Raw genomic sequence first — 15,585 nt, 5'->3', positions numbered from 1 at the left:
TATTTCGCTTTACGCAAAACAAGGAACATATGGGGTTAATTCAAATAGGGAAAAAGCACGAGAGGGATGGCGACCTTGGGATCATGACCCTTTCGCTAGAGAAGGCGGTAAACTGGGCACGCAAAGGGTCCTTATGGCCGATGACCTTTGGATTGGCCTGCTGTGCTATTGAAATGATTGCAGCGGTGTCTTCTCGTTATGATATTGACCGGTTCGGGGCTGGGGTGTTTCGTGGTTCCCCTCGACAATCGGATGTGATGATTGTGGCTGGGACGGTCTGCCGTCGGATGGCGCCGGTGATTCGCAAAATCTACGATCAAATGCCTGAACCAAAATATGTGATTTCCATGGGGTCTTGTGCAACTTCGGGCAATATCTATGATAGTTATTCGGTGGTGCAGGGAGTCGATCGGTTTGTGCCAGTGGACATCTACGTACCTGGGTGCCCCCCAACGCCAGAAGCTCTGTTCGATGCCATTTTGAAACTTCAAGACCAAATTATGCAGAAACGGGTCTTTACCAAACAGCCTGATGAAGTGAAGCCTGTGGTAAGGAGTACGACGGCCTAATGCACCCGTTAGCAGAATCTGTTCAAGCGAAATTTCCCCAAGCTGTCGTTTCCGTGTACGAATGGCGGGGAGATGTAGCCTTGACCATCGCGCGTGCCCAGGTCCATGAGGTATGCCGCTATTTGCGCGATGATTCCAAGATGGATTTCGATTACATGGTCCATGTGAGTTCCGTGGACTGGCCGGATGACGAGGAGCGCTTTGAAGTGGTGTGGGAAGTGTACTCGATTCGGCATCGGCATCGAATTCGGATTAAAACGCGGGTGCCGGAACAAGATTGTTATGTAGATTCCATGGTGGATATTTGGCGTGGGGCGGAATTTATGGAACGCGAAGTGTTCGACATGATGGGTATTCGCTTCAAGAATCATCCGGACTTACGACGGATTTTAATGCCGGATGAATATGATGAAGGTTGGCCCTTGCGAAAGGATTTCCCCCTGCAAGGTAAAGGCTGGCGTGATACGTTTGATTTTTTGAAAGAGGGAACTTCCTAGCTCTTTGGAGTTTGGGCATTCGTTAGATTGAGATGGCGCATTTAGAAGATCAACGCGAAACGATTTATAAGGTCGATCCGGAACATCCAGAGACCAAGGATCTTCCGGTCCTGCGAAGCGAAGAGCTGTTGCTCAACATGGGGCCCCAGCATCCGGCGACGCATGGGGTGCTCAAAGTCATCCTTGATCTGGAGGGAGAACGGATTACCAAGTCCACGGTAGTAATGGGCTTTCTCCATCGGGGCGTGGAAAAGCTTGCGGAGCATGGTACCTATCATCAGTTTATTCCGCACACTGACCGGCTCGATTATGTCTGCGCGATGTACAACAACTTCGCGTATTGCCGGGCCGTGGAAAAACTCATGAATATCACTGTGCCGGAACGTGCGGAATATCTTCGCACCATTGTGGCGGAGATTCAGCGTATCATCGGCCATTTATTTTGGTTGGGTACTCAGGCGCTCGATATCGGCGCGATGACCGTGTTCTTTTACACGTTTCGCGATCGAGAAATTCTGTTGGATTGGTTCGATGAATTATGCGGAGCCCGTCTGACCACTAGCTGGTATCGCATCGGTGGGGTGGAGCGTGATTTCACCGATTCCCTGGAAGCTAAAGTTCGAGGGTTTTTGGATTACTTTCCTCCAAAGATCGATGAATATGTCGTGTTCTTGGAGAAGAATCGCATTTGGTTGGCCCGTACCGTTGGTGTGGCCGTGATATCTGCGGAAGATGCGTTGAGTTTTGGGTTAAGCGGTCCAACGTTGCGCGGATCTGGCGTGGATTACGATTTGCGGAAATATGAATCGTATGGGGCTTATCCCAAGTGCGAGTTTAGCGTGCCGGTTGGTAAAAATGGCGATACTTACGATCGATATTGGATTCGCATTGAAGAAATGCGGGAGAGCGTGAAAATTATTCAGCAATGTATGGATCAAATGCCCAAGGAAGGTGCTGTGATGGCCGACGTGCCGAGTGTCACGTTGCCGCCGAAAGATCGGGTTTTTACAAATCTTGAATCCATGATTCAGCAGTTCAAATTATTTTCACAAGGGTTTGATGCGCCGGCAGGGGAAATTTACTGCGGGACCGAGGCGCATAAAGGTGAACTTGGTTTTTATATTGTGAGTACGGGCGGAGGGAACCCCTATCGACTAAAAATTCGCTCTCCGTCATTTATACACATGGGGGCCTTTGACCACATGGCTCGAGGCTATATGATTGCCGATGCCGTCACGATTTTTGGATCGTATGACATTGTGATGGGAGAATGCGACAGATAACAAACGTGGCTCGTATCTAGGATTTCGTATCTCGAAAAATAGAGATGCGCCAGGTGTCATGCTCTTCACAAGATACGAACGACGAGATACTAGATACGAGAGAAAACGGAGAGATATATGGGACTGAAGCCAGTGACAACTCCGGATGCTGAAGCCGTTAAAATTCAGCTGACTATTGATGGGGAAACGGTGACCGCCAACGAAGGCGTGTCGTTGTATGACGTGATTTCGAGCATGGGCAAGATCGTTCCGGCCATGTGCTATCACTATACCTTCGATCCCTTTGGGTCATGTGGCATGTGTTTGGTGTGGCAAGAAGGAAAGAAAGCCCCCGTGCGGTCCTGTACTGCCAAGGCTGCTGAGGGCATGGTGATTACAACAGAAGGCGACGATCTTTTTGCCGCGAGAAAGAAGGGGGTCGAAAAGCATTTATCGGTCCATCCCTTGGACTGTCCAGTCTGTGATGCCGATGGACATTGCGAATTACAAGACATGGCTTTTCAACATCAAGTGACGGATCTAGCCAATGCCAAACAAAAAAATATTCCAGAAGATACGCGAAGCCTCGTTCTCGACTTTAATATGAATCGCTGCATTGCTTGTGGCGAGTGCATCAATATTTGCAAAGACGTGCAACGGATCGATGCCCTGCAATTCATGAAAAAGGGTGGCTTTACCCAGGTGGTTGCCAAAGGGGACCAGGCGCTCGACTGCGAATTTTGCGGGGATTGCTTGGCCGTCTGTCCGGTCGGCGCGATTACCAATAAATTTTCCAAATATGTCTATAAGCCCTGGCAGCTGAAAAAGACCACCACCACCTGCAATTATTGTGGCGATGGTTGCCAAATGTATGTGGAAACCAAAGATACGGAAGTCGTGCGTGTGACGTCGCCGCTCTCATGGAAAAACAAGTGGGGCGATCGTGCTGATACCGTGAATGGGCATAATGGCCTGTGCGTGCGTGGGCGGTTCGGATTCCAATTTATCGATAGTAAAGAACGGCTCAAGCAACCGCTGATACGAAAAGACAATGCCTTGGTAGATGCGCCATGGATCGAGGCATTAGATACGGCCGCTGAGCGATTGAATGACGTGAAAGCCAAATATGGCCCTGATGCCATTGCTGGGTTGATCACTGCGCGCTGTACCAACGAAGAGCTGTATGTCTTTCAAAAGTTTATGCGTACGGTGATCGGGACAAACAATGTGGATAGCAGCGCCAGGTATGGCCATGTGAATTTTGTCCGTGCGGTGCATCATGCCTTGGGCATTCATCGGATGATGAACACTTCGGCCGATATCTCAAAAGCCAAGGCGATCTTGGTTGTGGGATCGAATATTACCGAAACCAATCCGGTCGCGAGTTTGCGAATCAAAGCCGCCATGAGCACCTATAAGGCCTCGCTTATGGTCGTGGATTCGATGCAGACGAATTTAGCCAAGCTCGCCTCTCATCCAACCATGGTGAAGCCAGGGACCGAAGGCCTGCTAGTGCAGGGGTTGGTGAAATCGGTCTTGGATCAAGACCTCGTGGATTCGGATGTGACAGGACAGGCCCCGCAAGCCTTCGAAGCCCTCAAGCAGGCTGCGAATGCGGTCTCTCTCGATGACGTGGCCACTCAGACAGGGGTTTCCATTGATCACATCAACGAGATTGCAAAGATCTTTGCCGAAGCATCTCGCTCAATCATTGTCTGCGGTGAAGGCATTGTTCGTCAGTCTCGCGGTTATCACAATGTCTTAAATCTTGTGGATTTGGCCTGGATTACTGGGAAGCTGAATGCGAAAGGCTCAGGCATCAATACCGTCGTGGAAGAGAGCAATGAGCAGGGCGCGCTGGATATGGGGGTGGCCCCGGAATTTCTTCCTGGACCGGTGTCGTTTGATGACGCCACGGCAAAGGAGAAATTTTCACAAGCCTGGGGTTCCGGGTTGCCTGTTGCCCATGATGGCTCAACGCTCATGGAAATTTTGCAAGGATGTCGGGATGGGAAAATTAAAGCCTTATATCTGGTCGGTGAAAATCCATTATCCACACTTCCGAAGTCTTTTGGGGTGGATGAAGCCCTAGAAAAATTGGAGTTGTTGATTTGCCAAGATCCGTTCCTGACCGAGACGGCTCAACGCGCGCATATGGTGTTCCCTGCCTGTACTTTTGCAGAAAAGGACGGCACGGTGACCAATCAAGAGGGCAAAGTGCAGTTTGTCCGACCTGCGATGGAACCGCTGGGTGAGAGCGCCTTGGACTGGCATATCTTTGTCGGCATTGCCAATAGCATGGGCCAGACTCTGCCCTACGAATCGACACAAGATGTTCAGGAAGAAATTCGTAAGCTGCTACCTGGATATTACAATCTTGGACAACCCAAGAAAGTCGAAGCGAATCCCTCCGCGTATTTGAACAATGGATTTGCTCAGGAAGTTTCGAGCCGGTATGCGAATGTGAAAAAGCTGGAGACGACTGCACGGCCTGTCGGGTTAAAATTGATCCAATTGATTTATCATTCTGGAAAACTGTCGACCAAAGCCTCGGGATTAATGGAGATTTCTCCTAACACCCAATGTCTGCGTTTGGCTCCTGGGGAGATCGAGCGGTTGGGGTTGACGGAGGGGGGGCGTGTTCGAGTAACTTCCGACCACGGCCACCTCAACATGGGTGTTGAATCTGATATCGCGGTGTTGCCTGGAACCTGCGTGTTTCCTGAGCATTTTACCGATCCGCCAGTGAAAGATTTGATTGCGGTTGAGATTGATCCGGTGACCAGGGTGCCGTATTACAAATTGGGTCAGGTAACCATTGAGAAGGTGTAAGGAAGGGGCTGTATGTAAATATGGATTCAAGGCAATCGAGTAAAAGATTCTTTGACGCCGTCTTGTTCCGTGAAATCTGGACTGCGATGAAGGTGACCTTCAAGCATATGTTTCATCGCCCTATCACCTTTCAATATCCCCGGGAAAAACGAACGATACCCGATGCCCATCGTGGGGCATTGGGGCTCCTGCGCTATGACAATGGCGTGGAACGGTGTGTGGGCTGTGATTTGTGTGAGGCTGCCTGTCCTTCTCGCTGTATCAAGGTAATTAGTGAAGAAGATAAATCCATGCCGCTCCAGCGGAAAGCGACCGAATTTTATATCGATATCACCAAATGCGTGTTTTGTGGATACTGTGTTGAAGCCTGCCCGGTCAATGCGCTCGCCATGACCAAAATGTATGAGTTTTCCACCCATGATAAGCGGACACTCCTGTTCGACAAAAAACGGCTCTATGAGATTGGCGAACTCCATATAGAAGATGCCAAAAAATATTTATATGCCCATAACCAAGAAAAGAACGATGAGGAGAGCCGTGCCTACCGCTATCATTTTCCGCAGCCGGTGGGGAAGGAAACCGACTCCTAGCCATTTACAATGATCTATCTATTGTTCGGGTACTTTGCGACCGTGAGTATCCTTGCCGGGGTTTTCACGATTGCCCTGAAAAATCCTGTCCATTGCGGCATGAGCCTCTTGGCGTTGCTTCTGCACGTGGCGGGTTTGTTTGTCCTGCTCAATGCGGAATTCTTGTTTGCGGTGCAGATCATTGTCTATGCCGGGGCAATTTTGATTTTGTACCTGTTTGTTCTCATGCTGCTGAACCTCAAGACGGAAGAACAATTTCTTCACAATAAATATCCCTTCGCTTTATTTGCCGGTGTGGCCATCCTTGGTGAACTGCTTCTTCTGATTTTTCAAACACCTTATGGTGGGATCAAAGGGAAGGCTACGACCGAGGTCCTGTTAACTACCGGTCCTAGTCATGCGATTGGGATTACGATGTTTAGCGATTATTTGTTGTTGTTTGAAATCGTCGGTGTATTTTTGTTGGGGGCGATTATTGGCGCGATTGTGTTGGCGAAAACCCCAACCTCGCCAGTGGCAAAGGCAGATGGGTCGAGCTGAATAAAAACGTATTTCGTACCTCGTGAAGGGGATCTCGTAAAAATCGAAATACGAACGACGAAATACGAAATACTTTTTGCGAAGCAACTCAATCTATGGCAGGCAATCAACATTTTCGTTTATTGAAAAACTAGCTTAGGGAAACCATGATTCCTCTTTCCGCATACGTGGCGTTGAGTGCCATCTTGTTTATGACGGGACTTATTGGCGTGCTGATTCGCCGTAACTTCATCATTGTCCTGATGTCAGTGGAAATCATGCTCAATGCCGCGAATATCAACCTTGTCGCGTTTTCCCATTATTTGGATTCCATGGCCGGACAACTGTCGGCCTTATTTGTGATTGCCATCGCGGCAGGAGAAGCCGCCGTAGGGTTGGCGATTATCATTGTGGTGTTCCGTGGAAAAATTGCGACCAATGTAGACCAAGTCAATTTGTTGAAGTGGTAACGTGGCAGAACTCCTCGTCATTCTTATCCCAGTCTTTCCTCTTCTGGCCGTCTTGGTCAATGGGTTAGTTGGTCATCGATATTCGCATGATCTCGCTGGTCGCATTGCCTTTGGATCGGTGGGACTCTCCTTCCTCTGCGCCCTTACGGTGTTTATGGGGGTTATGGCCGATCCAACTCCTCGTGATGTCATTGCGTATTCATGGATCTTTGGCGGGGACTTTCATGTGGACCTGGCCTTTTTGATTGATCCATTGTCGGCGGTGATGTTGATGGTGGTAACAGGGGTTGGTTTCCTGATTCACGTGTACTCGGTTGGGTATATGCATGGCGAAGAAGGTTTCACACGCTTCTTCGTGTATATGAATTTGTTCATGGTCTCGATGCTCCTGCTCGTGATGGGGAACAACTATTTGGTGCTCTTTATAGGGTGGGAAGGCGTCGGATTATGTTCGTATCTGTTGATTGGATACTACTTCCATAAGATCTCGGCCGCCAAAGCCGCGACCAAAGCCTTTGTCGTGAACCGCATTGGCGATGCGGGATTTTTGTTGGCCATCTTTTTAATTTTCTCGAATTTTAAAACCCTTGATTATACGAAAGCGCTGGCCAATGTAGGGCAACTCTCCACAGAAATGGCCACGGCCATTGCTTTGTGCTTATTAGTTGGAGCCATCGGGAAATCTGCGCAAATTCCGTTGTATACCTGGTTGCCGGATGCTATGGAGGGTCCCACACCGGTCAGTGCATTAATTCATGCGGCTACCATGGTGACGGCGGGTGTGTATATGGTGGTTCGAAATCATGTGCTCTTCGATATGGCCCCGGTGGCGATGGCCACGGTTGGAGTTATCGGAGGCGCGACGGCATTATTCGCCGCTACGATAGGATTGGTTCAGAACGATATTAAGCGTGTGTTGGCCTACTCCACGGTCAGCCAATTGGGGTATATGTTTTTGGCCTGCGGCGTGGGGGCCTATGTGGCGGCGATCTTTCATCTGGTTACCCATGCGTTTTTTAAAGCGCTCCTCTTTCTGTCAGCGGGTGCCGTGATTCATTCTCTCCAAGGTGAACAAGATATTCGGAAGATGGGCGGGCTTTCGAAGCGAATTCCGATTACATATAAGGTGTTTCTTATTGGGACATTGGCCATTGCGGGGATTCCCCCTCTGGCTGGTTTTTGGAGCAAAGATGAGATCATGGCGCATGCCTTCGTGAATCACCATTATGTGTTGTATCTCTTTGCGGCCGTTGGCGCGTTTCTTACGTCCTTTTACATGTTCCGCCTGACCTACCTGACGTTTTATGGGCCCTCGCGCGTTGATCCTGAAGTGGATCATCACATCCATGAATCTCCGCCGGTGATGACTGTTCCCCTCATGGTTTTGGCTGGACTATCTGTGATTGGTGGCTTTATGGGCGTGCCGCCCGAGCATGGCTGGCTCCATGGATTTTTGTCGTCGGTGGCGACACCTATCGCGGCCGTTCCTCATGAAGTCAGTTTTGGTACGTTGGCCGGACTGATGGCGGTCGCTATCAGCATTGGATTGGGTGGTTGGGGGTTGGCGCATTATATGTATTCTGTGAGTCCGGGCATGGCGGATGAATGGGCGGAACGATTTTCTGGAGCCTATCGCACCTTCTTGAACAAATATTGGGTTGATGAGCTCTATGATTCGGTTATCGTCGAGCCATGTAAACGCCTTGGGCAAATATGGGATTGGTTCGATCAAAATATCATCGATCGATTCATTCGTGGAATTGGTCATGGTGCCGACGCCAGTGGTGCCGGAATCACATGGACTGAGAAACATGTGATCTATGCGGGGCTCAATGTGATTGGCTATGCCAATCATTTGGCGGCCTGGTCTTGGCGGAAGTTGCAAACCGGTTTGGTGAACCATTATGCGGCGGTCATTGTGATAGGTCTTTTTATTCTTGTGCATTTCCTGTTTGTGTGGTTGACCGGAACATCGGTTCTATAGTTTGGACTGATTAATTTATTATGCTTGAAGAATTACAATTTGGTTTTCCCCTTTTGTCGGTCTTGATCTTTTTGCCTTTGATTGGCGCCATATTACTTTGGCCGCAAAAAGATCCAGATCTCCTCAAGAAGTCCGCCCTTGGGATAGCCGTGCTTGAGCTAATTCTTGCCTCGCTGCTCTTGCTACGGTTCGTCCCCGATTCCGCGGCAATGCAATTTAGTGAACGGCTCAGTTGGATTCCTCCATTGGGAATCTCCTACCACCTGGCGGTTGACGGTATTAGTATTTTGTTTGTTGGCCTGACCGCGTTTCTCACCGTCATGATAGTACTTTATTCATGGGATTCGGTGGGAGAAAATCTCAAGCTCTATCTCATGAGTGTCTTGGCGTTAGAAATGACGATCATGGGCATTTTCGTGTCTATCGATCTTATTCTCTTTTTCGTGTTCTGGGAATTGATGCTGATCCCCAGCTACTTCCTCATCAAGATTTGGGGGGTGGGGGAAGAGAAGGAATATGCTGCATTAAAATATGTGCTGTATACGCTTCTCGGCAGCGTTTTTATGTTAGTGGGTTTCGCGCTGCTGTGTTTGAATTATCATGATGCCACCAATGCGTATAGTTTCGATTTCCTAGAATTGCTGACTGTTCCGGTTCCAGTGAGCCAACAGATTCTTATTTTCTGGTTTATCTTTATGGGGCTTGCCTTTAAAGCTCCGGTGTTTCCCTTTCACACCTGGCTGCCTGATGCGCTGGTTCAAGGCCCTATTGGTATGTCCGTGGTATTGGCTGGGGTCAAGCTGGGCACTTATGGATTCTTGCGTTTTAGTTTCCCCTTACTCCCTGAAGCGTCCAAGGATGAAACCGTGGTCATGATTGTGATGGCCCTTGGCCTAATAGCGATTGTGTATGGAGCGATTATTGCGATTATTCAGGCGGACTTCCGTCGACTTCTGGTGTTTAGCAGCATTAGCCATTTAGGTTTTGTGGTGATTGGCCTGTTTGCGCTGAATTTTCAAGGCATTCAAGGAAGTCTGTTGCAGATGATCAATTTGGGATTTACCACAGCCGGGCTTTTTTTCTTGGCAGGTTTTTTGTATGACCGGACGGGAAATACACTCGTGGATCAAGCTGGAGGACTGGCGTCAAAAATGCCGCTGTTTGCAACGTTCTTTTTAATCATCGGTATGGCGTCGATTGGATTGCCTGGCACGAATGGGTTTATCGGAGAATTTTTGATTCTGCTTGGAGCCTTTCAAGCGCATTGGTTCTATGGGCTGGTGGCAGTCTCCGGTGTCATTTTCGCGGCCTCGTATTTTCTGTGGTACTACGAGCGCGCGATTTTTGGCCCATTGGGAGAAAAAGTTCCGAAGGTGTTGCACGATTTAACCCAACGTGAATCGATCATTGCCGTGTCGCTCTGCGTGATGATTTTTTGGATTGGGTTGTACCCGTCACCCTTCCTGAACATGATTAATGGGTCTGTGCAGGCGGTCGTCGATCGGTTAGAGCGTGGGTCGGTAGCGAGTATTGAGTTTGATAAACGATTAGCAATGGATGCAGCGAGTCAACGCATCGTAGTGGAAGAATAGACTTTATGGGTTCATTCGCCTTACTCACAGTCTTGTTTGCACCATTTTTTGGCGCGATTGCCTTAATTTTCGTTCCGAATCGGGAAGCCCTCATGGTGCGCATGGTGGCGGCAGTTTCGGCAGGCATCGCGCTTCTTGCCTCGTTGTATGTGTTCATGGCCTACGATCCGGATGTAGGTGGTTTTCAAATGATGACCCGTTGGCCGTGGTCAGAAGAATTAGGCATCGCCTTTTATATTGGCGTGGATGGGATTGGTGCGCCGTTGGTCTTTGCCTCGGCCATCTTACTCTTTGCGGGTATTTTTATTTCATGGCATATCAAGGATCGGACCAAGGAATTTTATATCTTTTTGTTGATTCTGGCGGCAGCAACGATCGGCGTGTTCATGTCACTGGATCTGTTCTTCCTCTACTTCTTCTATGAAATGTCCGTGTTACCCATGTATTTGCTTTTGGGAGTATGGGGCAGTCATACCAAGGGCTATTTGAGTATGACTGACGATGCCGGGTTGAAACTCAGGGATTCGGTTCGTTTTTTCCTCAACTTTGGGTCAAACAGCAAAGAATATGCAGCCATGAAATTGACATTGTTCTTGTCAGCGGGTGCGGTGGTTGCCCTTATGGGAATTCTGCTGATTTACCATTTTTCACCGGTGCATACCTTCGACATACTCGTTCTCCGAGAACAGGCTAAATTTGATGGTTGGTTGGGTAACATTATTTGGCTGCTGATCTTTTTTGGATTTGCTTCGATCGCGCCTATTTGGCCCTTGCATTCCTGGTCACCGGTGGGGCACGCGGCCGCGCCTGCGGCTACCAGTATGTTGCATGCTGGGGTACTGATGAAGCTTGGGCATTTCTCAATTATCCGCGTGGCGTTTGAAATCATGCCGGAGATCACTCGTGAACTCATGCCCATCGCGGCGGTGCTCTGTGTGTTCAGTATCGTCTACGGAGGCTTTGTCTCTTATTTTGCGAGAGACACCAAATATGTCATTGGATATTCCAGTTCCAGCCACATGGGCTACATCTTTTTAGGAATGGCGGCGTTGGACTATATCAGTTTAACCGGTGCGGTTATTTATATGTTTGCCCATGCCATGGCCACAGGGATGCTCTTTGCCATGGTGGGATGGGTCTATGAACAAACGCATACACGCGACATTCCGTCGCTCGGAGGGTTGGCAAAAAAGATGCCCTTTCTTGCCGGGGCGTTTGTGATTGGTTGTATGGCATCCATTGGTATGCCTGGGACCGTGAACTTTATCGCCGAGGTGATGATCATTGTGGGGAGTTGGGATAAATATCCTTTCCAAGTAATTGTGGCAGTCTTGGGAATTGTGCTGACTCTGGCGTACTTGTTCAAGATGATGCGTGGATTGTTTTACGGAAAATTATCTCCTGAATATGAGCATGTGAGTGATACCAGGAATTGGGTCGATCGTTTGCCGTTGTTGATTATGATTACGACCAGTATTTTCTTTGGGATATTCCCTATGCACTTTTATCACGTTGTACGATCAACGGTGGAGCCCATGCTTGACCGAATCAATCAGGTTGCACCGGTGATTGCGCAGAACGCACAGGGGATTTTGCCTTAAACCATGATGACGTTTGATCTCACCCTATCCGGATCCGATCTTCTCCTACTCGCGCCAGAGATCTTTCTGACTATTTGGTTATGCGTAGTGTTGATCGTTGATTTTTCGATCAAGAATATTGATCATGAGAATCTTGCGTATCTCTCCATCGGCGGAATTCTGGCGACCCTCCTTAATCTCATTTGGTTTGATTATGTCGGAGTCCATGGCACGTTATTTAAGGATATGTTTGTGTTGGATGGGGTGGCGATCTTCTTTAAAATCATCATCCTTCTCGCAACCGCGCTTGTCTTGTTGATTTCTATCGATTCCGTCAAACATTTTAGATTCTTCAAAGGCGAGTATTACTTTCTGGTGATGATGTCTGCGTTAGGCATGATGTTTATGGCCTCAGCGCAAGATCTTCTCTCTGTCTTTGTGACCCTTGAATTTTCGACCTTCGGATTTTATGTGCTGGTGGCGTACCTCCGCGAAGACGAACGGTCCAGTGAAGCCGGACTCAAGTTTTTTATCCTGGGGGTGTTTGCAGCAGGATTGTTGGCCTACGGAATCAGCCTGGTTTACGGAGAAACTGGAACCCTTGTGTTTTCGGAAATGACCTCGACGCCAGGAAGCTATGGGTTGGCCATAGGATTCCTTCTAATCTTTGCCGCCCTTGGATTTAAAATCGGCGCGGTCCCTTTTCATTCCTGGATTCCGGATACCTATCAAGGGGCACCGACGCCCGTCACCGCGTTTCTCTCCATTGCCCCCAAGGGCGCAGCCTTGGCCATCTTGATTCGAATGTTCTATGTGGCGCTGGCCAGTTTTAAACCGACATGGGTCTTGCTCTTTGTGGTGGCCTCCATTGTCTCGATGACGTACGGCAATATTGTGGCCATTGCACAGACAAATATTAAGCGGCTTTTGGCGTATTCAGGAATCGCGCAAATTGGGAATATCATGATTGGGCTGGCTGCAGGAACAAAGCGGGGCAGCGATGCCATTCTTTTTTATTTACTCACCTACCTATTTGCGAACCTTGGGGCGTTTGCCGTGGTGATCGGCGTCAGCAATTTGATCAAGAGTGATGAAATTGAAGATTACAATGGACTCAACCGTCGGTCGCCATTCCTGGCAGCGGCGATGCTGCTCTTTTTATTGTCGTTAGCCGGTGTGCCGCCACTGGCAGGGTTCATCGGCAAGCTCTATATCTTTGTCGCAGCCATGGAACAAGAACTCTACACACTCTTAATCGTGGGCCTCATTAACATCGTCATCTCGATGTACTACTACCTTATCGTTGTCAAAAAGATGTACATCAACGAACCTACCGACCCCACTCCACTTACCGTCTCCTTGCCATTGAAAACCGCCGTCTACGTCGGCATTGCCGGCACCCTTCTCCTAGGGATCTACCCAAAACCCTTCATCGACTGGGCAGTCTCGGCTACCTTGATGTTTGCAAACATTGTGAATCCTACCGCTTCTGCGCCCGCCATTAGCACAATAATCGGGGGATAAGTATTCCTTCTGGTTTTTTTAAGTATCTCCGCTTACCAATTAATATTTTTAACTTGTAATTCCCCCGGTAGCTTGCTACGGGGATCTTTTATTCTCCCGGAGATTTATGTTTTGTTTATCCCATTGGATACATTTGTGTATCTGATTGGATACAAACAAGATCTTCAGCAATCTTTTCAAGAGTCTAATTTTGCGAAAGGTCTTTGAAGTACCCTCAATTAATTGAAAATTTTGTCCTTGAGGGAATGTTAGATGAAGAGAGGGTCTGGCATAGAACTTGTAGGGAAATAAATTGGAAACGATATTGATGTCGACCATTTTCAAGGATTGTTTTTCCCCGTTAAGGTAAGGCGAATGGAGCCTTTCCCATGGATGTCGTTGCACTGATCATTAACGGAGACAAACAATGTTAAAAATTTTTCCTTGACAATAAATTTAGAGTACATAACAAATTGAATGCAAGGCAAGATGAAGGAATGATTTATCAACACTTAGGGACTTCGGGTGAAATCCTTTTCTTTGTTATCAGAAGGATAAAATTTTCATTTCGGCCTTTTTTTAAGCATGATGCAGGTGTTTGTTTACTTCAACTTCCAGGAAGGCCTGTCTTTAAACATCTAGGCCATGCCTCAGTGTGGATAACGATTGTTAGTTATGATGGTCAAGTGACCAAAAAACAATCATATGCCAGGAGCCAATATTTGATACCTTATCCGGGTACCCATGAGTTTTAAGCATTTGAGATTCCTTTTGGTCGGATATTTGTTACTGAGTGCGTTGTGCTTACAGCCAGGTTGTGCGTGGCGGTCTCAGGAGGCCGAACATTATTTTGGGCCCGTAATGTATCGCCATTCTGATCCGCAAAGTGGAAAAGCCTATCTCGGGGAACAAATTCACTTTCCTTTTCTTTTAGAGGGTGGTGATCAATGGGGGGTAGCAATTGGTTTGAGCCGTCGTCTTGTTGCCTCACCAAATATGATCAAGAAAAGCGGAAAAAGAGAATCGGATTTGTCGCTATGGAAATGGACCAAACCGTTGAGCTTCTTTTCAGATTCATCGGGTAATGAGTGGAACTTTAGTTTGATCTATTTGCGTGGGGATGGGCTGAAAGGTTCAAGCCTATTCTCCCGATCGCAATTTGGAGGTTCGGTTGGTATTGGAGAGGAGGCTCGGAACATTTCTTTGGGAATAACTAAAAAAGTCGAGATTTACCCAATTCACGAGGGACTCTATTTTTTAGAGTATAATAGTGATCGTCCAAACGAAACACGATATGAAATATGGGTTGATGATTTTGAGAACATTTCGAACATAGGAAAGGAGGGACTATGAATAGTATCTCAAGGAAAAACTCTATCCAAGTAATTGTTGTCGTCGTTGCGGCGTTTATTTTTGGAGGTTGTCAGGACTATCTGGTTTTCTCAACAGGGACAAAATTTGGATTGGATATTTCCCAAGAAGGTGACCAGCCTCCAAAATTGCTTATAGGGTACAAACGGGCAGAAGTTGCTAGTATTCCAGCAGAAAAAATGGATGCTACCGCGGATAGTGATACCTATTCCGTTCTTGGGAATGTCTGTATACAAGCGCCAGGAATAGATAAACCATTTGATCCTATCCAAATTCGTTCAGTCTTTGCCACGGGTTGGGCAGCTCGTGATGCGTCCCAAGACAAAAATTTACGAAATGTTTTTAAAGAAGCTGCTAAGAATTGTAAATAATATGACTTTGATAAGGAGGAAAACCATGCATTCTCATCGACAGTTCAGACTACTCGCTGTTTTTCTGTTTTTAAGCCTTTTCGTTCTTGCCGGTTGTGGAAGGAGTAAAGTTTATATCGGGACGGGGACCTTGTTAGGTATAGAGGCCAGCCCAGGTGATCCTAATCTGGCTCAAGCGCCTAACGTGAGTTTTGGTTATCGAAGAGTTGAGACTGCATTGGTCCCAATAAAATCAAAATCCGAAAGTACCCCCGAGTTTAGTGGGGGCAGTTCTCAGGAAGATGCCTATTCCGTACTTGCCTTTTTTGGATTGGAACATCATATTCTTGGAAAAACAAAAATTGATCAGCTATTAGCTACAGGCCATGCTGCGCGACAAATTCAAAACGATCAAGATTTCATAATGGAGTTGCAAAACTCGACGGCCTTGTCAGAAGGGCAATAG

Annotated in this window: 13 protein-coding genes; all 13 read left to right on the top strand. The window is 47.8% G+C overall.

What is annotated here, in order from left to right; genetic code table 11:
- Nucleotides 1-29 precede the first annotated feature (29 nt).
- The 13 genes from PPG34_RS07895 (at nucleotide 30) to PPG34_RS07835 (ending at nucleotide 15,585) form a co-directional block, all read left to right on the top strand.
- Nucleotides 30-569, top strand: a complete 540-nt coding sequence (locus PPG34_RS07895; protein ID WP_313832648.1) for an NADH-quinone oxidoreductase subunit B — start codon at nucleotides 30-32, stop codon at nucleotides 567-569.
- Nucleotides 569-1,066, top strand: a complete 498-nt coding sequence (locus tag PPG34_RS07890; RefSeq protein ID WP_313832647.1) for an NADH-quinone oxidoreductase subunit C — start codon at nucleotides 569-571, stop codon at nucleotides 1,064-1,066. Before PPG34_RS07895 ends, PPG34_RS07890 begins: the two co-directional genes overlap by 1 nt.
- A 137-nt stretch (nucleotides 1,067-1,203) precedes the next feature.
- Nucleotides 1,204-2,349 carry an NADH dehydrogenase (quinone) subunit D gene (gene nuoD, locus PPG34_RS07885; protein WP_420888090.1) on the top strand — a complete coding sequence of 382 codons (1,146 nt, stop codon included), beginning with the start codon at nucleotides 1,204-1,206 and terminating at the stop codon, nucleotides 2,347-2,349.
- 117 nt (nucleotides 2,350-2,466) lie between these two features.
- A complete protein-coding gene (locus tag PPG34_RS07880; RefSeq protein WP_313832645.1) occupies nucleotides 2,467-5,160 on the top strand; it encodes a molybdopterin-dependent oxidoreductase in 2,694 nt (897 codons plus the stop codon).
- A gap of 20 nt (nucleotides 5,161-5,180) precedes the next feature.
- A complete protein-coding gene (gene nuoI, locus PPG34_RS07875) occupies nucleotides 5,181-5,750 on the top strand; it encodes an NADH-quinone oxidoreductase subunit NuoI (RefSeq protein WP_313832644.1) in 570 nt (189 codons plus the stop codon).
- 9 nt (nucleotides 5,751-5,759) lie between these two features.
- Nucleotides 5,760-6,290 carry an NADH-quinone oxidoreductase subunit J family protein gene (locus PPG34_RS07870; protein ID WP_313832643.1) on the top strand — a complete coding sequence of 177 codons (531 nt, stop codon included), beginning with the start codon at nucleotides 5,760-5,762 and terminating at the stop codon, nucleotides 6,288-6,290.
- A 146-nt stretch (nucleotides 6,291-6,436) separates the two neighbouring features.
- Entirely contained in the window at nucleotides 6,437-6,739 is a 303-nt protein-coding gene (gene nuoK / locus PPG34_RS07865; protein WP_313832642.1) for an NADH-quinone oxidoreductase subunit NuoK, read from the top strand.
- A 1-nt stretch (nucleotide 6,740) separates the two neighbouring features.
- Entirely contained in the window at nucleotides 6,741-8,723 is a 1,983-nt protein-coding gene (gene nuoL / locus PPG34_RS07860) for an NADH-quinone oxidoreductase subunit L (protein ID WP_313832641.1), read from the top strand.
- A gap of 20 nt (nucleotides 8,724-8,743) precedes the next feature.
- Entirely contained in the window at nucleotides 8,744-10,315 is a 1,572-nt protein-coding gene (locus PPG34_RS07855; protein ID WP_313832640.1) for a complex I subunit 4 family protein, read from the top strand.
- A 5-nt stretch (nucleotides 10,316-10,320) separates the two neighbouring features.
- Nucleotides 10,321-11,916: a complex I subunit 4 family protein gene (locus tag PPG34_RS07850; RefSeq protein ID WP_313832639.1), complete on the top strand. Its 1,596-nt coding sequence runs from the start codon at nucleotides 10,321-10,323 to the stop codon at nucleotides 11,914-11,916.
- A gap of 3 nt (nucleotides 11,917-11,919) precedes the next feature.
- Nucleotides 11,920-13,419 (top strand): NADH-quinone oxidoreductase subunit N, encoded by a 1,500-nt coding sequence (locus tag PPG34_RS07845; protein WP_313832638.1) that lies wholly within the window; start codon nucleotides 11,920-11,922, stop codon nucleotides 13,417-13,419.
- Nucleotides 13,420-14,747: 1,328 nt separating this feature from the next.
- Nucleotides 14,748-15,140: a hypothetical protein gene (locus PPG34_RS07840; RefSeq protein WP_313832637.1), complete on the top strand. Its 393-nt coding sequence runs from the start codon at nucleotides 14,748-14,750 to the stop codon at nucleotides 15,138-15,140.
- A 25-nt stretch (nucleotides 15,141-15,165) separates the two neighbouring features.
- On the top strand, nucleotides 15,166-15,585 hold the full coding sequence (locus PPG34_RS07835; RefSeq protein ID WP_313832636.1) for a hypothetical protein: 420 nt from the start codon (nucleotides 15,166-15,168) through the stop codon (nucleotides 15,583-15,585).

The organism is Candidatus Nitronereus thalassa (assembly GCF_032191465.1).
In the GTDB taxonomy this organism is placed as follows: Bacteria; Nitrospirota; Nitrospiria; order Nitrospirales; family UBA8639; genus Nitronereus; species Nitronereus thalassa.
Note: the sequence above shows the minus strand (reverse complement) of the source record. Positions and strands in the feature narration are given on the sequence as shown.

Bases quoted from the DNA above. Each gene is read 5' to 3' on its own strand.
- nuoI (WP_313832644.1), top strand. From the start codon at position 5,181: ATGGATTCAAGGCAATCGAGTAAAAGATTCTTTGACGCCGTCTTGTTC.
- PPG34_RS07835 (WP_313832636.1), top strand. From the start codon at position 15,166: ATGCATTCTCATCGACAGTTCAGACTACTCGCTGTTTTTCTGTTTTTA.
- nuoK (WP_313832642.1), top strand. From the start codon at position 6,437: ATGATTCCTCTTTCCGCATACGTGGCGTTGAGTGCCATCTTGTTTATG.
- nuoD (WP_420888090.1), top strand. From the start codon at position 1,204: ATGGGGCCCCAGCATCCGGCGACGCATGGGGTGCTCAAAGTCATCCTT.
- PPG34_RS07890 (WP_313832647.1), top strand. From the start codon at position 569: ATGCACCCGTTAGCAGAATCTGTTCAAGCGAAATTTCCCCAAGCTGTC.
- PPG34_RS07840 (WP_313832637.1), top strand. From the start codon at position 14,748: ATGAATAGTATCTCAAGGAAAAACTCTATCCAAGTAATTGTTGTCGTC.
- PPG34_RS07870 (WP_313832643.1), top strand. From the start codon at position 5,760: ATGATCTATCTATTGTTCGGGTACTTTGCGACCGTGAGTATCCTTGCC.
- PPG34_RS07845 (WP_313832638.1), top strand. From the start codon at position 11,920: ATGATGACGTTTGATCTCACCCTATCCGGATCCGATCTTCTCCTACTC.
- PPG34_RS07895 (WP_313832648.1), top strand. From the start codon at position 30: ATGGGGTTAATTCAAATAGGGAAAAAGCACGAGAGGGATGGCGACCTT.
- PPG34_RS07880 (WP_313832645.1), top strand. From the start codon at position 2,467: ATGGGACTGAAGCCAGTGACAACTCCGGATGCTGAAGCCGTTAAAATT.
- PPG34_RS07850 (WP_313832639.1), top strand. From the start codon at position 10,321: ATGGGTTCATTCGCCTTACTCACAGTCTTGTTTGCACCATTTTTTGGC.
- PPG34_RS07855 (WP_313832640.1), top strand. From the start codon at position 8,744: ATGCTTGAAGAATTACAATTTGGTTTTCCCCTTTTGTCGGTCTTGATC.